Below are 17,907 nucleotides of genomic sequence, written 5' to 3'. Positions count from 1 at the left end.
TGATGCAACCGTACCACGGCGCGGGGTGGGCTATTCGATCAGCCGTCGAGCCTACGAGCTGGTCGGACTGCTGGTCGGGCTCGGACTCGACCTCGGACTCGGGCTCGAACTCGGGCTCGCGCTGCTGCCGCCGCCGGCACCGCCGCCGGTCTTGTCGGCCTGAGCCTGTGCGTCCTCGGCCCGCTGCAGCGCCTCCTCAAGGTCCTCCTGCGCCTTGCCGTACGCCTCCCAGTCGCCCTTCTTCAGGGCTTCCTGGCCGGCCTCGAAGGCCTTCTGGGCGTCGTTGAGCGCGTCTTGGACCGTCGGGTTGGTGGACGTCGGCGGAGGCGTCGTACCGCCGCCCTCCTCGTCGCCCTCGTCCGGTGGCTCGGTGGTCGGGCCCTCCGCTCCGAAGACCTTGTTGAGGGCCTCGCCGAGTGTGTCCTCGAAGGCGGTGGTGCCGCCGTAGGACACCAACACCTTCCGCAGCAGCGGGTACTTGAGTCCGCCACCGCGTACGTAGACCGGCTCCACATAGAGCAGTCCGCCGTCGAGCGGGACCGCCAGCAGGTTGCCGTACTCGACCTCGGAGTCGCCGCCTCTCAGCAGCCTGATGGTCTCGGCGATGTTCTGTTCGGAGTTGAACTGGCTCTGGACCTGACTGGGTCCGTTGACCGTGGTGTTGGTCGGCAGTTTCAGGATTCTGATCTTGCCGTAGTCGCTGGTGCCCGCCTCGGCGTCGACGGCCATGAAGGCGCTGAGGTTGTCACGGCCGCTCGGTGTGAGCGTCGTCGTCAGCGAGAACGCCTGCGCCTGCTGGTCGGGCATCTTCATGCTCAGGTAGTACGGCGGCACCGCGCTGCCCGACTTGTTGGTCGGGTCGTCCGGCACCTGCCAGACCTCGCTGCCGCTGAGGAACGTCGTGGCGTCCTTCACGTGGTAGCGGGTGAGCAGCTCGCGCTGGACCTTGAACAGGTCCTGCGGGTAGCGCAGATGGGCCATCAGGTCCTTGGAGATCTTGCTCTTGGGCTCCACCGTGTCCGGGAAGGCCTTCATCCAGGTCTTCAGGACCGGGTCCTGGGTGTCCCACTCGTAGAGCTTGACCTCGCCGGTGTAGGCGTCGACGGTCGCCTTCACCGAGTTGCGGATGTAGTTGACCTGGTTCTGCTGGGCCACGACCGCCCGCTGGTTGTTGCTGGCGGTCAGCGAGTCGGCCGTCGTGTCACCGAGGGTCGTACGCGAGGAGTACGGGTATCCGTTGGTCGTCGTGTACGCATCGACGATCCACTGGATGCGGTGGTTCACCACCGCCGGGTAGGCGTCACCGTCGATGGTCAGCCACGGAGCCACCGCCTCGACGCGCTCCTTGGGCGTGCGGTTGTACAGGATGCGCGAACCGTCGCCGATCGCACCGGAGTACAGGATCTGCGGCTCGCCGAACGCCACCGCGTACGCGGCACGATTGACCGGATTGGAGAGACTGACCCCGCTGTCGGCCTTGTAGCTGTAGGTCTTCTCACCACTGTCGTCGGAGTAGTCGATCTCCTTCTGGGGACCGCCGACGATCGAGTACATGCTGGTCTTCTCGCCGTAGTAGACCCGCTGCTCGTACGTCCCGAGGGCGCCCTTGGACGGCAGGTCGGACTCGGTGAAGTCCGGTCGGCCCTGGGAGTCGGCGTTGGTACCTTCGGCGGCGACCACACCGTAGCCGTGGGTGTAGCGGAAGTGGTCGTTGATCCAGTTCCGCTTCGGAATGCCGTTGAGGTTGATCTCACGCAGACCGATGACCGTGTCCTGGTCCTTGCCGTCCTTGGTGTACCGGTCGACGTCCAGGTTGGTCGGGAACGCGTAGTAGTTCCTGATCTGCTGGAGCTGCTGGAACGTCGGCGAGACGATGTTCGGGTCAAGGATCCGGATGCTCGCCGCGCCGTCCACGTCGTCGCGCAGCTTGGTCTTGTCCTCGGTCGTGCTCGTGCCCGGGTACTCGGTGACCTGCGCGCCGTCGATGCCGTATGCGTCGCGCGTCGCCTTGAGGTTCTTCTCGACGTACGGCGCTTCCTTGGCCTGCTCGTTGGGCTGGACCTGGAACTTCTGGACGATCGCCGGGTACAGGCCGCCGATGAGGATCGCCGAGAGGACCATCAGGCCGAAGCCGATGACGGGCAGCTGCCAGGTGCGCCGCCACAGGGTGGCGAAGAACAGCAGCGCGCAGATGACGGCGATGCAGAACAGGATCGTCTTGGCCGGCAGATAGGCGTTGGCGTCGACGTACCTCAGGCCGGTCCAGTTGTCGGTCGCCTTGAAGTCGCTGGACTTCACCGCGAGTCCGTACCGGTCGAGCCAGTACGCGACCGCCTTGAGGGCGACGAAGATGCCGATGAGGACCGACAGATGGCCGGTGGCCGCGGCCGTGGCGCGCGCGCCCGGGCTGGTGATGCGCAGCCCGCCGTACAGGTAGTGGGTGAGCGCGGCGGCGATCACGGAGAGGATCGCGGCGGCGAAGCCGAAGCCGAGCAGGAACCGGTACCAGGGCAGGTCGAAGGCGTAGAAGCCGACGTCGAGGTGGAACTGCGGGTCCTTCTGGCCGAAGGGCACGCCGTTGACCCACATCAGCCAGGTGCGCCACTGGCTGGAGGCGGAGGCGCCGGCGATCAGGCCGACCAGGGCGGTGATCGCCAGCAGCAGCCACTTCTTGTACGGCGCGATGCCCATGCGGTAGCGGTCGAGGCTCTGCTGCTCCATCGACATGGCGCTCAGCGGCGGGCGCAGCCGGTGCGCCAGCCAGATGTTGAAGCCGACCGCGAGGGCCATCAGCAGACCGAAGACGAAGAAGAGTCCGATCTTGGTCCACAGCGTGGTGGTGAACACCGAGGAGTAGTGCACCGACCGGTACCAGAGCCAGTCCGTCCAGAAGCCCGCGAACATGGTGAACGCCATGCCGAGGACGGCGAGGACGCCCAGTGTCATGAGCAGCGTCCGGACACGCCGGGACGGGCGGCCCACTCTGATCCGTGGCCCGGTCGGGCCTCCGCCGCGGTCCGGCATCTGGAAAGCCAAGGTTCGCACCCCGAGGTTCGCTGTTGGTCCGTCAGGCCCGCGTCTTCGTGAGCCCTCCGTGGCCCCCCGTGATCGTGGGCCCACACCTATGCAACTTACTCACCGTTTACTCAGTTCCCGATTCAGCCCAGGAACGAGGCAGGATTGTGACCATGTCCAACACTCCCATGGCGGCGAGCCCGCTCACCCGGGCCGTTCTCGAGATCGACGAGTACGCCTCCGGCCTCGGCTGGGACCAGCCCGCCCGCCTCTTCGCCCTCGTAGACACCGCACGGCTGCGGGCCCAGGAACCCGGCCTCGCCGCCCAGCTCGGCCTGGGGGACGAGCAGGAGTCCTCCGGCCTGACCCCGATCGAGCAGGACGAACTTCCAACGGGCAAGGCGCTCGACGAGTTCCTCGGCACGATCGCGTGGCCCGACGCGGTGGTCGGCTGCGCGCTCACCGTCGAGCGCCTGATGCTGCCCCCGTCCGCCGAAGCCCAGGTCCCGCAGGGCCTGAGCGAGGCCAAGCTCACGAAGTGGGTGGCCGAACACCCGGACCGTCAGGATGTCCGCATGACGGTCGCGGTCCTGCGCGACGGCGCCCGCGAGTCGGCCCTGCGCCTGCGCGAGAAGGACACGCCGACGGAGGTCCTCACCGGCCCGGACCTGGTCCCGGGTCTGGCGGAGGCGCTGGCGGCGACGTTCGCGGCCTGAGGTCTTCCGGTACGGCGACGAGGACTTGAACGCCAGTGGGGGCGCCCCTTGAGATGAGGGGCGCCCCCACTGCCGTACCGGAGCCTGCTTCTCAGTCCTTCGTCGTGCACTTCGGCAGGTCGGCGGCGTCGCCGGAGCGGATGTCCTTCAGGGCGTCGAGGGCATCGCCGATGGTGTCGACCTTGACGAGGGTGAGCCCCTCGGGGACGTCCCGGGCGGCGGTCGCGCAGTTGTCGGCGGGCGTGAGGAAGTACTCGGCGCCCTTGTCGCGCGCGGCGATGGTCTTCATCTCGATGCCGCCGATGGGGCCGACCTTGCCGTCGTCGTCGATGGTGCCGGTGCCGGCGACGAACTTGCCGCCGGTGAGACTGCCCGGGGTGAGCTTGTCGTAGAGCCCGAGCGAGAACATCAGGCCCGCGCTGGGGCCGCCGACGTCGGCGAGCTTGATGTCGATGGTGAACGGGAAGGTGTGGTCGGTCCCGGCGGAGATGCCGACGATCGCGCGCTTCTGGGCGCTGTCATCGGACTCGGCGGTCCTGATCGTGACCTGCTCCGACTTCGTCGGCGTCCTGCGCTCCTTCTCCGCGGCCACCTGCTCCTTGGCGGGCACGATGGTGAAGACGACGTCCTGACCCGGCTTGTGCTTGGTCACCAGCTTGGCGACGTCGGCCGGTTCCTTCACGGTCGTACCGTCGACGGCCTTGATCACGTCACCGGCGTGCAGCTTGCCCTCGGCCGGGGTGCCCTTGACGACGGTCGAGACGATCACCCAGCTCTGCACCGGGATGTCCAGCTCCTTCAGGGCGGCGACCTTGGCGCTCTCCTGGGACTGGCTGAACTCCTCGGCGTTCTCCTGGGTGGACTGCTCCTCGGTCTTGCCGTCCGGGTAGAGGGTGTCGTGCGGCACGACCTTGTTGTCGTGCGCGAGCCACCCGTAGACGGCCTCCACGAGGTTCATCTTGTAGTCGGCGCTGGTGACCCGGACGGTGGTCATGTTGAGGTTCCCGGTCGTCTCGTACGTCTTGCGCCCGGAGATCTGCAGCACCGGCTCGCCGTCGTGCTCCCCGAGGGTGTTCACCGTCGGCCCCGGGGACATCTCCGCATACGGCACGGGGATGAAGACTCCCGCGCACAGGAGCGCGATCAGCATCAGGGTGGAGGCGAGCATCGTCGCGGTGCGGCGTGGCATGCCAAGACAGTACGTGACACTCCTGTCAGCGCCCCGTCAGGGCCGTCTGACAGTGTCCCGTCAGGGCCACGAACCCGGCCCCGCGGTCACGTACGGGAGGGGGGCTTCTCCATGGCCGCGCGGAAACGGGCGTATCCGTCGAGCTCCGGCCCGTCGCTCCGTGCCTTCCGCGTCCGGTTGGCCCAACTGCCCCACAGACCGGCGAAGATCGCAGCCACAAGCGGAATCAGCAACCAGGCGAGCGCCGCCATGCCGTCCTCCCATCCCCAATGAGTGACCGCAAACTGACTGATCAGCAGATTAACCACTGGCACTGACAACGCTCACGCCAGGGGTGCGGTTACGCAACCGGAGTGGGGTGGACGGGTTCTGCGGGACCGGGTCAGCAGGCGCCGACCCACTCCTCGGTTCCGTCCGAGAACTTCTGGTGCTTCCAGATGGGCACCTCGTGCTTGAGATCGTCGATCAGCTTCCGGCAGGCCTCGAAGGCCTCACCGCGATGGGGGCAGGAGACGGCGACGACGACGGCCAGATCCCCGACCTCGAGGTCCCCGACGCGATGCACGGCCGCGAGGGCCCGTACCGGATACTCGGCGACGACCTTCTCGGCGATCCGCCGCATCTCGGCCTCGGCGCTGGGATGGCACGAGTACCCGAGTTCGTCGACATCGGCACCCCCGTCGTGGTTCCGCACGGTCCCCACGAACAACGCGGTCCCCCCGGCGGCGTCGTCCCCGACGGCCCGGAAGACCTCGTCCACGGAGAGGGCCGTCTCGCGAATGCCGATGAGCTTGACGGGGTCCTGTGCGCCCTGCTCACCGGGGTGATCGTTGGTAGGTGCCATGCCCCCATCGTGCCCCACGCCCGCGTGGGCGGGAAATAGCGTTATCGCCCGGCACACGCGCGTGCGGGTTTGGAGCCTCCTACATGCCGGAGCCTCGGTGCGTGCCGTCGAGCAAGCCCTTGCGGGCCGGGGAGTGAGCCGGGGGCCGCGGATGCCGGGGGGAGCCCTGGCTGGCACCTGCCGGGAGGGGAGCTCACGCCTGCGCATGCCGGGGAGTGAGACCGTCACCCGCACATGCCAGGGTGAGCCCTAGCCTGCATTTGCCGGGAGGGAGCCCCGCCGCCCGCACCTGCGCCGGGGCGAGCCTCGTCCGCTCAGATTCGGCGCCGGGCCTTCCGCGCCCGCCGCACCACTGCCGCCGCGCCCAGCAGGGCCACCGTCGCGCCGGCGGCGCCGGCCGCCGTCGCGTCCTTGCGCCCGAGCCGCCGCCCGGCGACGGTGTGCCGTCCGGAGACCTCCTCCAGCAGTTCCGCGAGCACTTCCTCGTTGGTCCACTGCGGCCGCCACCCCGCGTCGTGGAGCCGGCTCCCGCTCACCACCCAGGGATACATCGTGTACGCCAGGTCCCCGGCAGGAGAGGGCGTCAGACCGATCCGGTGCAGCCGGGCCGCCGCTCCCAGCGCGACCGCGGACGGCAGCTCCATCCGCCGGATCCCGCTGAGCTCCTCGACCTCCTCCTGTTCCAGCCAGCCGTCACATCCGACGGCGAGTTCTCCCTCGACCTTCTCCAGGACGGCGTACTCCAGGGCGCCGCACAGATCCTCGACATGACAGAACTGCCAGGCAGGCCGCGACCCGGCGACGACGAGCAGCCGAGGTGACTCGAAGTACCTGGTCAGCGCGGTGTCGGTACCACCCACGAGCACCGCGGGCCGGACAACGGTGACATTGAGTCCGGGGTGGGCCCGAGGGGCCCTGCGCGCGAGGCGCTCGATCTCCAGCAGATCTCCGACCCCGGTGGCCTCCGCCGTCGCCCGCAGCTCCGCGTCCTCGGACAACGGCAGCTCGTTGTCCGGCAGCGCCCCGTAGACCATCGCCGAGGTGCACAGCACGACCCGGTGGATCCCGGCCGCCGCCGCGGCCGTCAGCACGGTCTGCGTCCCCCGAACGTTGTATGCCGTCCGCGCGGCGGGATCCGTCTCCAGATCAAGGTCGAGCGCCAGATGTACAACCACGTCGGCGCCCCGCAGCTTCTCCGCGATCGCCGGATCCCGCACATCCAGAATGTGCCACTGCGCCGCCGCACACTCACCGCGCCGCTCGTCGATCGCGATGACCTGCTTGACCTCGTCCGAGGCGACCAGCCGCTCGGTGAGCAGCGCGCCGATACCGGACGCGGCACCGGTCACCGCGACTACGGGCCCGCGCACGCCGCGCGCAGGAGGGGTTGACTGGTTTCGCGCTGCGCGAACCTGCGGATCAGGGGAACTCACCGGGCGTCTCCAGCGGTTGTCTTCAGTACGAACGCGAGTGACGCGTACGTACCAGGTGGCATCCATCCTGCCGCAGGCCAAGAGTCGGCGAAGCACCGAGGCCCGATCGGCTCGTGGTGTCTACGCTGGGTGGTGTTATCGGGCAGCCGCGCCGCCGGTGCCAACCGGCGGCCTTACCAGCCGAGGAATCCCGTGAGTGACACCCCATTCGGATTCGGCCTTCCGCCGGAGGAGCCGGACGACGGCGACGAGGGCAAGAAGAAGGACCAGCAGAGCGGTGGTGGTCAGGGTCCGGCCAACCCGTTCGGTTTCGGCGGGCTGCCCGGTGCCGGGGGCTTTGGCGGCCCCGGCGCGGACAATCCGTTCGCTGCCATGTTCGGTTCGCTGAACCCCTCAGACCTGGGCGCCGCGTTCCAGCAACTGGGACAGATGCTCTCCTATGAGGGCGGCCCGGTGAACTGGGACATGGCCAAGCAGATCGCCCGCCAGACGGTCTCCCAGGGCACCGCGGACGGCACCAAGGACACGAGCGTCGGCCGCGCCGAGCGCACCGCGGTCGAGGAGGCCGTCCGTCTGGCCGACCTGTGGCTCGACGACGCGACGTCCCTGCCGTCCGGCGCGGGCTCCGCGGTGGCGTGGTCCCGCGCGGAGTGGGTCGAGGCGACCCTGCCGGCGTGGAAGGAGCTGGTCGACCCGGTCGCCGAGCGTGTCGGCACCGCCATGGGCGACGTCCTGCCGGAGGAGATGCAGGCCATGGCCGGCCCGCTGATCGGCATGATGCGCTCGATGGGCGGCGCCATGTTCGGCACGCAGATCGGGCAGGCCGTCGGCGTGCTCGCGGGCGAGGTCGTCGGCTCCACCGACATCGGCCTGCCGCTCGGCCCGGCCGGCAAGGCCGCGCTGCTGCCGGTGAACATCGAGACGTTCGGCAAGGACCTGGGCGTGCCGAAGGAAGAGGTACGGCTGTATCTCGCCCTGCGCGAGGCGGCCCACCAGCGCCTGTTCGCGCACGTGCCGTGGCTGCGCTCGCACCTGTTCGGCGCGGTCGACGGCTACGCGCGCGGGATCAAGGTCGACACGGCCAAGCTGGAGGACGTGGTCGGCCAGTTCGACCCGCAGAACCCGGAGCAGCTGCAGGACGCTCTGCAGCAGGGCATGTTCCAGCCGGAGGACACGCCGGAGCAGAAGGCGGCGCTGGCCCGTCTGGAGACGGCTCTGGCGCTCGTCGAGGGCTGGGTGGACGCGGTGGTGCACGCCGCCGCCAAGCCGCGCCTGTCGTCCGCGGACGCCCTGCGCGAGACGCTGCGCCGCCGCCGCGCCTCGGGCGGCCCGGCGGAGCAGACGTTCGCCACGCTGATCGGCCTGGAGCTGCGCCCGCGCCGCCTGCGCGACGCCTCGCGTCTGTGGGCCTCGCTGACGGACGCGCGCGGTGTAGACGGCCGGGACGCGCTGTGGGCCCACCCGGACATGCTGCCGACGGCCACCGACCTGGACGACCCGGACGGCTTCGTGCACCGCGAGCAGATCGACTTCTCCGAGCTGGACAAGATGCTCGGCGAGGCGGCGGGCGGCTCCACGGGGAAGCCGGACCTGAAGAAGGACGACGAGTCCAAGGACGACGACAAGGGCGACGGCGCCGAGTGAGCCTGTACGACGACGCGGTCCTCGTACTCAAGGGGTACGAGGACCAGGAAGAGTTGCGCCAGGCCTACCTGGAGCATCTGGAGACCCACCCGGACGGCATGTGGAAGGCCTGCGGGGACGGGCACATCACGGCCAGCGCCCTGGTCATCGACCCCGCGCGCGGGCGCGTGCTGCTCACTCTGCACAAGAAGCTGCGCATGTGGCTGCAGATGGGCGGCCACTGCGAGCCGACGGATGCCTCCCTCGATGCGGCGGCTCTGCGCGAGGCCACGGAGGAGTCGGGCGTCGCGGGCCTGACGCTGCTGCCGGGCGGCCCGGTGCGCCTCGACAGGCATCCGATCCCGCCGCCGTGCCACTGCCACTTCGACGTCCAGTACGCGGTCCTGGCGCCGCAGGACGCCGAGCATGCGATCAGCGACGAGTCGCTGGACGTGCGCTGGTTCGCTTACGACGAGGTGCCGGAGGTGGCCGACGAGTCGGTCGTACGGCTGCTGGAGGCGACGCGGGCGAGGCTCGCGGCCTGAGGCATGTGTAAGGGGCGGCCGCCATAGGCGGTCGCCCCTTACCGCCCGCAGTCGGCTTACTGCCCGACCCGCGGAGCGATCAGCTCCAGACGTTGCCCTGGTTCTGCCCCCGGGCCCCCTGCTGGCCCATGCCGTACTGCGCGGCGAGGCCCGAGCCGATCTGGGCGTTCTGCGGCGGCAGCAGCTCGCTGGGCTGGACGATCGCGTAACCGCTGCCCATGAAGCTGAGCTCCCAGCCCTCACCGGTGTTGCCGCGGCGCCGCCACACTCCGGAGGAGTGCGTCTGGGCCTGCATCTGGACGCGCAGGCTCGTCGACCAGGCGACGATCGCGTCGGCGTCGCAGTTGACGTACTTGTCGGGCGTCACCTGCATCATCAGCGGCATGCCCGAGGTCATCAGGGCGACCTTGCCACGGCCGGTGATGTTGAGCTGGTACTTCCCGGAGCCGGAGATGCCGTAGAGGCTGTCCACGGCGATGACGTCGTGGTGCAGCGAGGAGTCCATCGCCAGCACATAGCTGCTGTCGACGGTCAGCCCGTCCTGCTCCACCTCCACCACGTGGACGTGCTGCTTGAGGTTGGCGAGGTAGACCGTGCCCTGCCCGTGGCAGCGCATGAGGTCGAGACCCTCGCCGGTGTGCGCACGCGCGCGTCCCTGCTGGTTGCTCTGGTACTCGGCGTCGAACTCCATCAGGCCCTGGTAGGCGACCATCGTGCCCTTGCGGGCGAGGATGTCGTCGTGGCCCTCCAGGGTGACGCGGAGCATCTGCTTGTTCTGCAGGCTCCAGCGGTCCTGGGTCTGCTGGTCGTTGTAGGCGAAAAGCGGACTCTGCATGACGTTCTGGCTCCCCCTCAGCCCCGGACCCGGAGACGGTCGGTGCTGTCCTCGCTGGGCTGGACTACGACGATGCCCTGGCCCGAGAAGGCCATCTGGTAGGCCTCACCGCTGCCCCGGCCGATGAGCGACTGCGCCTTGAAGCTGCGCTTGCCCTTCACCTTGAGGTTCGGGGACCAGGCGACGAGCGCGTCGGGGTCGACGTACGTCTCGTCCTCGCCGCCGCCGCAGTCGACGACGATCGGCTTGCCCCGGGAGGTCAGCGCGACCCAGCCCTGCCCGGAGATCTTGGTGTTCCACAGGCCCTGTCCGGCGAACTTCGCCAGGCCCTTCACCCGCTCGACGCCCCACGTCAGATGCGCGTCGAAGGCGAGCAGGTTGGTGGCGTTGACGGAGATGCCGTCGCCGTTGAGGTTGATGACGACGACGTTGGCGCCGTAGTCGGCGAGGTAGAGCAGTCCGTCGCCGGTGCACTTCATCAGGGGCGCGCCCTCGCCGGTCATCCAGTCCTTGGCGATCTGGCGCACGGCCGGCGGGTTGGGCTCGTACTGGACGAAGCCTTCGTAGGCGACCATCGACCCCACGCGCGCGAAGAGGTCGTTCCCGGTCTGCATGGCGACCTTCAGCATGTGGTTGCCGTGGTTCTCCATGCGGGCCGAGACGGGTGCGGGAGCGAAGCCCGCAAGCGGCTGGTTCATGACGGACTCCCTCAGATCTCGTACGGCTGGACGACGATGAAGTTGCCGGGCGCGGCGCGGAACTGGAGGTTGACGCTCTCCCCGGTGTCGCCGGGGTAGGCGTTGCGGCGCATCCGCACCTGGCTGGAGACGACTACCTGGGCGGCGGACGACCAGGCGACCACGGCGTTGGCGTCGGCGAACGTCGTGGGCGTGACCGGCAGCACCACGGGCGTGCCGTGTGTCTTGACGACGATCGTGCCGGTGCCCGTGAACTGCATCGTGAACAGCGCGCCGCCGGGGATGCCGTGGCCCTCGATGCGGCGGACCTCGTACTGGAGGCTCTCGTCGAAGGCGAGGACGTTCTCCGCGGAGACACAGATGCCGTCGCCCTGGAGCTCGATGGGGTGCAGCATCGTGGAGTTCTCGGCGAGGAACACCTGGCCCTGGCCGGTACAGCGCATCAGCTGCATCTCCTGACCGGTCGCGTTGCCCACGATCCGGCCGGCGAACCCGGCGCCCTTGTAGCTGAAGTCGACCTTGCCCTGGTAGAGCACCATGCTGCCCTGCCGGGCCAGCACGGGGTGGCCACCGATGCCGAGGTCGACACGGACCAGCTTCTTGTTCTGCTGCGTCCAGCGCTGGCCGGTGGGCGTCTCCTTGAACTGCTGGAGCGCCGCGGCCACGCCGGCGCCCTGAGGTGCGCCTTGAGGAACACCTTGGGGTGCGCCCTGCGGGGCTCCGTAGGGCGCCTGCTGGCCCGGGACCTGCCCGTAGGGGGCCTGCTGGCCGTAGCCCGGAGGCGGGGTCGGCTGGCCGTAACCGGGCGGCGGAGGCGGTGCCTGCGGGGCCTGGGGCTGGGCGTAGCCGGGGGGCGGCGGGGCGGTCGGAGCAGGAGCCTGGCCGTACGGGGCCTGCTGCCCGGGCTGGCCGTACGGCTGCTGCGGAGCCGGCTGCCCGTATGGCGCGGGCGCCGGGGCCGGAGGCGGCGGCGTGCCGCCGGGCGGCGTCATGGGCGCGACGATGGTGGGCTGGGCGTGCACCGACGGCGCGGGGGCCGGGGGCGGCGGGGTGGACCCGGGCGGGGGCGCGAAGCCCTGCGCGGCGGGCTGCGGAGTGGGGGCCGGAGCAGGTGTGGGAGCAGGCGCGGGCGCCGGTGCCGCGGCGGCCGGGGCGCCGAATGTGGGCGGCGCGGTGCCCTGGGCGGGAGGTGCGAAGCCAGGAGCCGCACCTGTCTGGGTCTGCTGGGGCTGCGGCGGGGCGGCGGGCGTCTCCTCCTCGGCGACCTCGCCGCCGAAGTTCCTCAGCAGCGCCTCGAGACCACCGTCGAAGCCCTGCCCGACGGCCGCGAACCGCCAGACGTCCTTGAGGTAGAAGTCGCCCAGCATCACGGCGCGTTCGGTGGAGAACTCGGAGCCGTTGAAGGAGTAGCGGGCCACTTCCTCGCCGCCGGCGACGATCCGGATGTATCCGGGAGCGATCTGCGACATCTGTCCGGCGCCGTCGATCGTCGCCGTGAAGGACAGCTTCTGGATCTGCGGGGGGATCTTGTCGAGCGTGATGCGGAAGGACTCCGTGTCGCCGGCCTGGGTGCCGAGGAGCTGGATGGACTCCTCGGGGGACTTCGGCTGGTTGAAGAAAACGAAGTAGCGGTCGTCCGAGAGCCGTTCGTCGGCGTCGAGACCGAAGCAGCTGATGTCGAAGTTCAGCCCTGGGGCGGAGATCTGTACACCTACGTACAGATCCGTGCCCGCGGTGAGGTCACTGATCTTGGCCTTGTGGCCGCGTTGGAATTCCCTGGCCATGCGTAACGACCGTCCCCCATCCCGAATGTGAGTGCGTCGCGCCAGGCTAACGGCTAACTCCGACATCGGACGAAGCCGGTACAGACCCGGTACACAACCCCCGCCCAGACGTATCGGAAGCACTGCCTCCAGGGGGCGTCCGCCTCAGGGAGCGGTTACTCGCCGCGCACGCCGGGCACATGGGGCAAGCGCTCGGCGGCAACCACCCCTTCCAGGTAACCCTTCGCCCGCTCGGTGCGGGGATAGCCCTCCAGTAGCCGCCAGAAGCGGGGCCCATGTCCGGGCACCAGAAGATGCGCGAGCTCGTGCAGGAGGACGTAGTCGACGACGTACTCGGGCATGCCCTGCAGGCGATGCGAAAGACGGATGCTGCCCTCGGCCGGGGTGCACGAGCCCCAGCGTGTGTTCTGATTGGTGACCCAGCGCACCGAGCTGGGCCGGGCACGGCCGTCGAAGTACTGGGCCGACAGCTGCTCGGCGCGCTCTGCCAGTTCGGCGTCTCCGAGGACCTGCTTGCTCTCCTGGGCGGCCAGCTTGTCGAGCATGACGTTGACCCAGCGCTGCTCCTCGGCCTCGGACATCCGGGCGGGGATGAGCACGACGGTGCGATCGCCCTCGCGGTACGCCGAGACCGTCCGGCGGCGCCGGGCGCTCCTGCGGACCTCGATCGCGCTCGCCCCCGAGCCGCTCGTCGGCGGGCTCGTCGTACTGCGCTGTGGCGTTCCGGCGCGGTGCAGTGGGTCGGCGGACACGCCCCGACGTTACCCGCTGCACATGGGGGAAGTCCCGACTCCGGGACGGTTCGATGCCGATCCCCCACCATGCGTTTGATTTGTACGACGAATATCCACCGCCTGTGGACAACTTTCGGCACCGGGCGCCGCGTCGGGGCATGCTGGCAGTCACCGGCGGAGCTACGACCGAGCTCCACCGGCACACGGGGACGTTCCACGACGGCTACGGGGGCCAGTTCATGCAAGCGACGGATTCGACGGTTTCGGCAGGTTCAGCAGTTCTGGCAAGTTCAGCAGGTCCGGCAGGTCCGGCGGATACGACGGTTCCGCTGGCTCCCGTGGTGAAGCCCGCACTCAGGCGTGGCTGGCGGGATCTCAATACCGCGCAGTTCGGGATGACTCCGGCGCACGCGCTGACGCTGGGCCCGATGGACACGGCCACGGGCAGCTTCCTCGACCTGCTCAACGGCACCCGCGGACTGGAGCTGCTGCGCGAAGAGGGCCGCCGCATGGATCTGCCGGACGGTCATGTCGAGGGGCTGGTACGGCGACTGGCGCGGGCCGGGCTGCTCGACGACGCGAAGGGAGGCGGCCCGGCCGCCGACGCCCTGCGCCGCAAGAAGGAGGTCCTGGACCGGCTGCGCCCCGATCTGGCCTCTCTGTCCCTGACCACGTCCGAGCCGGGCGAGGCGATCGACCGCCTGGCCGCCCGCCGCTCACTGCGCGTGCAGGTGAGGGGGGCCGGCCGGGTGGGTGCGGTGGTGGCCTCACTGCTGTCGGGCGCGGGGGTCGGCGAGGTCGACGTGCGCGACGTCGGCCGGGTCGAGCCGTGGGACGTGGCGCCGGGCGGGCTGCCCGCGGAGGCGGTCGGCGACCGCCGGGACGAAGCCGCGCGACGAGCCGCCCGCCGCTCCGCACCGGACTGCCCACCGCGCCGCGGCCCCAAGGCACCTCCCGGGGAGGACGGCGCGGGCCACTCCCTGGTGATCATCGCCCCACGGGACGACGTCGCCGTGCACGCGCCCTCCCCGTCCGCCGCCGAACCCCTCATCGCTTCCGGTACGCCCCATCTGTACGCCGGCGTCGTGGAGGGAACCGGAGTCGTCGGCCCGCTCGTCCTGCCCGGCGAGACCGGCTGCGCGGGCTGCCTGAACGAGGGGCGCACCGATCGGGACCCGGCCTGGCCCCGCCTGGTCGCGCAGTGGCGCTCGGGCTCGGGAAGGACCCGCGAGGTGCGACCCTGCGACCTGGCGCTGGCCACCACGGTCGCCGGGCTGGCGGCCGCGCACGCCCTGGCCTTCCTGGACGGCCGGATTCCGTCGAGCGCTGGTGCACGCTGGGAGGTGTCCCTACCCGGTCTGAGCTGGCACGCCCGGCCGGTATGGGCACATCCCGCATGCCCGTGCGGCGCCACGCGGAAAGGTGAGGGAGAACACCCCTCCGAGGAGGAGGGTTCACACGAGACAATGGCGGAGCAACGGCCGTCGAAAGAGTTGCGCCGTAAGGCAGACGCGGAGCGGCTGGCTGGGACCTGGAGGGCGCATGTCTGATCTTCCCCGCAAGGCGGTCACCCGTACCGCCAAGCTCGCCGCGCTCCCGCTCGGCTTCGCCGGGCGGGCGACCTGGGGACTCGGCAAGCGGATCGTCGGCGAGTCCGCGGAGATCGTCGGTCGCGAGCTGCAGCAGCGCACCGCCGAGCAGATGTTCAAGGTGCTCGGCGAGCTCAAGGGCGGCGCGATGAAGTTCGGCCAGGCCCTGTCCGTCTTCGAGTCCGCCCTGCCCGAGGAGATCGCCGGCCCCTACCGCGCGGCGCTCACGAAGCTGCAGGAGGCGGCACCTCCGATGCCGACGCGCACCGTGCACACGGTGCTGGCGGACCGGCTCGGCGAGGACTGGCACGACCTGTTCCTGGAGTTCGAGGACAAGCCCGCCGCGGCGGCCTCGATCGGTCAGGTACACCGGGGTGTGTGGCACGACGGCCGTGAGGTGGCGGTCAAGGTGCAGTACCCGGGTGCCGGCGAGGCCCTGCTGTCCGACCTGAACCAACTGAGCCGGTTTGCCCGACTGTTGGGTCCGCTGATTCCCGGCATGGACATCAAGCCACTGATCGCGGAACTCAAGGACCGGGTCTCCGAGGAGCTGGACTACGGCCTGGAGGCCCAGGCCCAGCAGGCGCACGCGGAGGAGTTCGCCGACGATCCGGACGTCGTCGTGCCGGCGGTGGTCCACCAGAGCGAGCAGGTCCTGATCACGGAGTGGATCGACGGCGTCCCGCTCTCGGAGGTGATCTCGGACGGCACCCAGGAGCAGCGCGACCGCGCCGGCCAGCTGCTGGCCCGCTTCCTCTTCTCCGGCCCGGCCCGCACCGGCCTCCTGCACGCCGACCCGCACCCGGGCAACTTCCGCCTCCTGCCGGGCGGCCCGGACGGCGAGGACGACTGGCGGCTCGGCGTCCTGGACTTCGGCACGGTCGACCGCCTTTCCGGCGGACTGCCGACCCCCATCGGCGACTCCCTGCGCATGACCCTGGACGGCGAGGCGGAAGCCGTCTACGAACTCCTCTGCACCGAGGGCTTCGTCAAGGAATCAATAGACCTGGACCCCGACGCCGTCCTCGACTACCTCCTGCCGATCATCGAACCGGCGCAGGTCGACGAGTTCACCTTCACCCGCGGCTGGATGCGCAGCCAGGCCGCCCGCGTCGCCGACCCCCGCTCCCCGGCCTACCAACTGGGCAAACGGCTCAATCTGCCCCCGGCGTACCTCCTCATCCACCGGGTGACGTTGAGCACCATCGGGGTGCTGTGCCAGCTGGGCGCGACGGTACGACTGCGCCAGGAACTGGAGGAGTGGCTGCCGGGGTTCGTCCCGGAGGATCTGACGGACGAGGAGGAGTCGGCGGCGGAGGCGTGAGCGGCCCTACCACCAGGCCGAGTCCAGTCGCCCCTCGATCGCCCTGAGGTTCTCCCGGGAGCAGGAGTCGCAGATGTAGTGGCGGATGCCGTTCTCCACGGAGCAGGTCCAGGTGGGCTGCGGGGCCTTGGCCTGGGTGCCGCAGCGGGCGCACACGAGGGGCTGGGGCTCCGTGGCGGAGCCGCCGTTGTCACTGCCTCCGGGAAGACTCGTCACTCGCCGACGATAACGCCGCCACTGGCTGATCGGCGGACACAACGCACCGCGGGGGCCGGTCCGTTCGCACGGACCGGCCCCCGCGGGGAACTACCGCCTCCCGAGTCGGGAGACCACCACCGCTTGGCGGCTTGTTCGGTTACTGCATGACTGCCATGGCGAGCGCCCGGCGGGCGCGCTTCGAGGCGCGCTCGGCCCGGCGCTGCATGCGGCGAGCGGCCACCAGGCGCACGGCCCGGCGTTCCTGCTCTGCCGCGTGCTGGCGCTCGTGCATATGCGCACGTGCCAGGGCTTCTTGGATGAGTTGCATCTCTCGGTTCCTGTTCTGACGCGAGTCGTTCGCGCCACTCGTGGTGAAGTCTTCAGGCGCGGAGCCTGCGTGCTCGTGGGTGGACGGCTTCATCGGGGCCTGCTTCTGGGGGTCGTGCGTGAAGGGACGGTCGATCGTTCCTGCGGTGTTCATGCCGTGACCGGGTTCTTGCGCGGGCGACCACGGGGCCGCTTCCGGGCGACGACGACACCCTGGACGAACAGCTCGCCACCCCAGACGCCCCAGGGCTCACGCCGCTCCTTGGCGCCGGCGAGGCAAGCCTCCATCAGCGGGCAGGTGCGGCAGAGGGACTTGGCGTACTCGACGTCCGCCGGCGACTCGGCGAAGAAGACCTCCGGGTCGTAGGAGCGGCAGGGGACGGGTACGCCGAGGTTCTCGATGGCGTCGTCGAGCGCGGTGAGCGCAGTGAGCGGGGTCAAGGTGGGGTCCTCCGTGGGGCCGGGCTTGGGGATCACGTCTGAAGGCGGTACGGACGGGGCGTGCGCTTCGAGTTGCACGGTTCGTCTTCCTCGTCTGGTCGTTCCGGCCCTGTAGGGCCGGGTGGCGGCTGGTACCGGGTCTTTTCTTGTCCCGAGGCCCCTTCGCTCCGTCATCCCCGTGGGGGGACAAACAGAAGGGCCGCGGATCCCGGATGGGGTTCCGCGGCCCTGAAGGCGCCGGCCTGATCTGCAATCAGGCTGGATCACTCCAGGGTTCTGGCCCACGGAAGGCCCACATCTGGTGGTGCTGCGTCGTCTGCTTCCGGAATCCGGCACCGGTCGCCGTAAAGGCATAGGCCTTGGCCTGTGCCACTACTGCCGCTTCCAGTGCCTTGGTCGGTCGCTCATTGCCCTCGCGGACAGGGAGACCCGCGAGAGACAGGGCGGACGCCGGACGCGCGGCACGAATGCCGGACAGACCGGTGCCCTGGTTGGAGGCGCCGAGCATGCACAGGGAGGCGACCGAGCGATCGGTCATTTTCACGATGCTGATGGAGCTGGTGTTGATGCTGATCACTGGACTCGCCTCCTCTCGGCGTCTAAGGGGACTGG

General features: G+C 69.8%; 17 protein-coding genes. 5 read left to right on the top strand and 12 right to left on the bottom strand.

All coding sequences use genetic code 11. The annotated features are described in order from the left end of the window. Positions 1-51 precede the first annotated feature (51 nt). Positions 52-3,024 carry a UPF0182 family protein gene (locus PBV52_RS32200; RefSeq protein ID WP_274249739.1) on the bottom strand — a complete coding sequence of 991 codons (2,973 nt, stop codon included), beginning with the start codon at positions 3,022-3,024 and terminating at the stop codon, positions 52-54. 164 nt (positions 3,025-3,188) lie between these two features. On the opposite strand from PBV52_RS32200, the gene PBV52_RS32195 reads away from it, so the two are divergent. Continuing rightward, positions 3,189-3,731, top strand: coding sequence for a PPA1309 family protein (locus PBV52_RS32195; RefSeq protein WP_274243185.1), 543 nt, complete (start codon positions 3,189-3,191; stop codon positions 3,729-3,731). A 91-nt stretch (positions 3,732-3,822) separates the two neighbouring features. Here PBV52_RS32195 and PBV52_RS32190 read toward each other — a convergent pair whose 3' ends face one another. The 3 genes from PBV52_RS32190 to PBV52_RS32180 all read right to left on the bottom strand — a co-directional run bounded on the left by PBV52_RS32190 (position 3,823) and on the right by PBV52_RS32180 (position 7,197). After that, positions 3,823-4,920: a PDZ domain-containing protein gene (locus tag PBV52_RS32190; RefSeq protein WP_274243184.1), complete on the bottom strand. Its 1,098-nt coding sequence runs from the start codon at positions 4,918-4,920 to the stop codon at positions 3,823-3,825. Between the two features lie 382 nt (positions 4,921-5,302). After that, positions 5,303-5,764, bottom strand: a complete 462-nt coding sequence (locus PBV52_RS32185) for a molybdenum cofactor biosynthesis protein MoaE (RefSeq protein ID WP_274243182.1) — start codon at positions 5,762-5,764, stop codon at positions 5,303-5,305. Positions 5,765-6,078: 314 nt separating this feature from the next. After that, entirely contained in the window at positions 6,079-7,197 is a 1,119-nt protein-coding gene (locus tag PBV52_RS32180) for an SDR family oxidoreductase (RefSeq protein WP_274243180.1), read from the bottom strand. Between the two features lie 192 nt (positions 7,198-7,389). Between PBV52_RS32180 and PBV52_RS32175 the strand changes: the two genes are divergently transcribed. Beyond that, complete coding sequence (locus tag PBV52_RS32175; RefSeq protein WP_274243179.1) at positions 7,390-8,841, top strand: zinc-dependent metalloprotease; 1,452 nt, start codon at positions 7,390-7,392, stop codon at positions 8,839-8,841. Then, positions 8,838-9,365 (top strand): NUDIX hydrolase, encoded by a 528-nt coding sequence (locus tag PBV52_RS32170; protein WP_274243177.1) that lies wholly within the window; start codon positions 8,838-8,840, stop codon positions 9,363-9,365. The genes PBV52_RS32175 and PBV52_RS32170 overlap by 4 nt, the downstream gene beginning before the upstream one ends. 79 nt (positions 9,366-9,444) lie before the next feature. Here PBV52_RS32170 and PBV52_RS32165 read toward each other — a convergent pair whose 3' ends face one another. The 4 genes from PBV52_RS32165 to PBV52_RS32150 form a co-directional block, all read right to left on the bottom strand. Next, positions 9,445-10,200: an AIM24 family protein gene (locus tag PBV52_RS32165; RefSeq protein WP_274243175.1), complete on the bottom strand. Its 756-nt coding sequence runs from the start codon at positions 10,198-10,200 to the stop codon at positions 9,445-9,447. A 17-nt stretch (positions 10,201-10,217) separates the two neighbouring features. Then, positions 10,218-10,898, bottom strand: coding sequence for an AIM24 family protein (locus PBV52_RS32160; protein WP_274243173.1), 681 nt, complete (start codon positions 10,896-10,898; stop codon positions 10,218-10,220). An 11-nt stretch (positions 10,899-10,909) separates the two neighbouring features. Further along, complete coding sequence (locus tag PBV52_RS32155; protein ID WP_274243172.1) at positions 10,910-12,682, bottom strand: TerD family protein; 1,773 nt, start codon at positions 12,680-12,682, stop codon at positions 10,910-10,912. Positions 12,683-12,837: 155 nt separating this feature from the next. After that, positions 12,838-13,434, bottom strand: a complete 597-nt coding sequence (locus PBV52_RS32150) for a M48 family metallopeptidase (RefSeq protein WP_274243170.1) — start codon at positions 13,432-13,434, stop codon at positions 12,838-12,840. Between the two features lie 311 nt (positions 13,435-13,745). Here PBV52_RS32150 and PBV52_RS32145 point away from each other — a divergent pair, with 311 nt between their 5' ends. Continuing rightward, positions 13,746-14,966 (top strand): TOMM precursor leader peptide-binding protein, encoded by a 1,221-nt coding sequence (locus tag PBV52_RS32145; protein ID WP_274249737.1) that lies wholly within the window; start codon positions 13,746-13,748, stop codon positions 14,964-14,966. Next, positions 14,959-16,329 (top strand): AarF/ABC1/UbiB kinase family protein, encoded by a 1,371-nt coding sequence (locus PBV52_RS32140; protein WP_274243168.1) that lies wholly within the window; start codon positions 14,959-14,961, stop codon positions 16,327-16,329. The genes PBV52_RS32145 and PBV52_RS32140 overlap by 8 nt, the downstream gene beginning before the upstream one ends. A gap of 6 nt (positions 16,330-16,335) precedes the next feature. Here PBV52_RS32140 and PBV52_RS32135 read toward each other — a convergent pair whose 3' ends face one another. The 4 genes from PBV52_RS32135 to PBV52_RS32120 form a co-directional block, all read right to left on the bottom strand. After that, a complete protein-coding gene (locus PBV52_RS32135) occupies positions 16,336-16,545 on the bottom strand; it encodes a hypothetical protein (RefSeq protein ID WP_274243167.1) in 210 nt (69 codons plus the stop codon). A 139-nt stretch (positions 16,546-16,684) separates the two neighbouring features. Further along, the gene (locus tag PBV52_RS32130) at positions 16,685-17,008 is read right to left on the bottom strand and encodes a hypothetical protein (RefSeq protein ID WP_274243165.1); all 324 of its coding nucleotides are present in this window, start codon (positions 17,006-17,008) and stop codon (positions 16,685-16,687) included. Beyond that, positions 17,005-17,373, bottom strand: coding sequence for a WhiB family transcriptional regulator (locus PBV52_RS32125; protein ID WP_274243164.1), 369 nt, complete (start codon positions 17,371-17,373; stop codon positions 17,005-17,007). The genes PBV52_RS32130 and PBV52_RS32125 overlap by 4 nt, the downstream gene beginning before the upstream one ends. Positions 17,374-17,548: 175 nt before the next feature. Further along, complete coding sequence (locus PBV52_RS32120; protein ID WP_164904987.1) at positions 17,549-17,872, bottom strand: hypothetical protein; 324 nt, start codon at positions 17,870-17,872, stop codon at positions 17,549-17,551. Positions 17,873-17,907: the final 35 nt, after the last annotated feature.

Origin of the sequence: Streptomyces sp. T12, assembly GCF_028736035.1 — a bacterium.
Taxonomy (GTDB): domain Bacteria; phylum Actinomycetota; class Actinomycetes; order Streptomycetales; family Streptomycetaceae; genus Streptomyces.
Note: the sequence above shows the minus strand (reverse complement) of the source record. Positions and strands in the feature narration are given on the sequence as shown.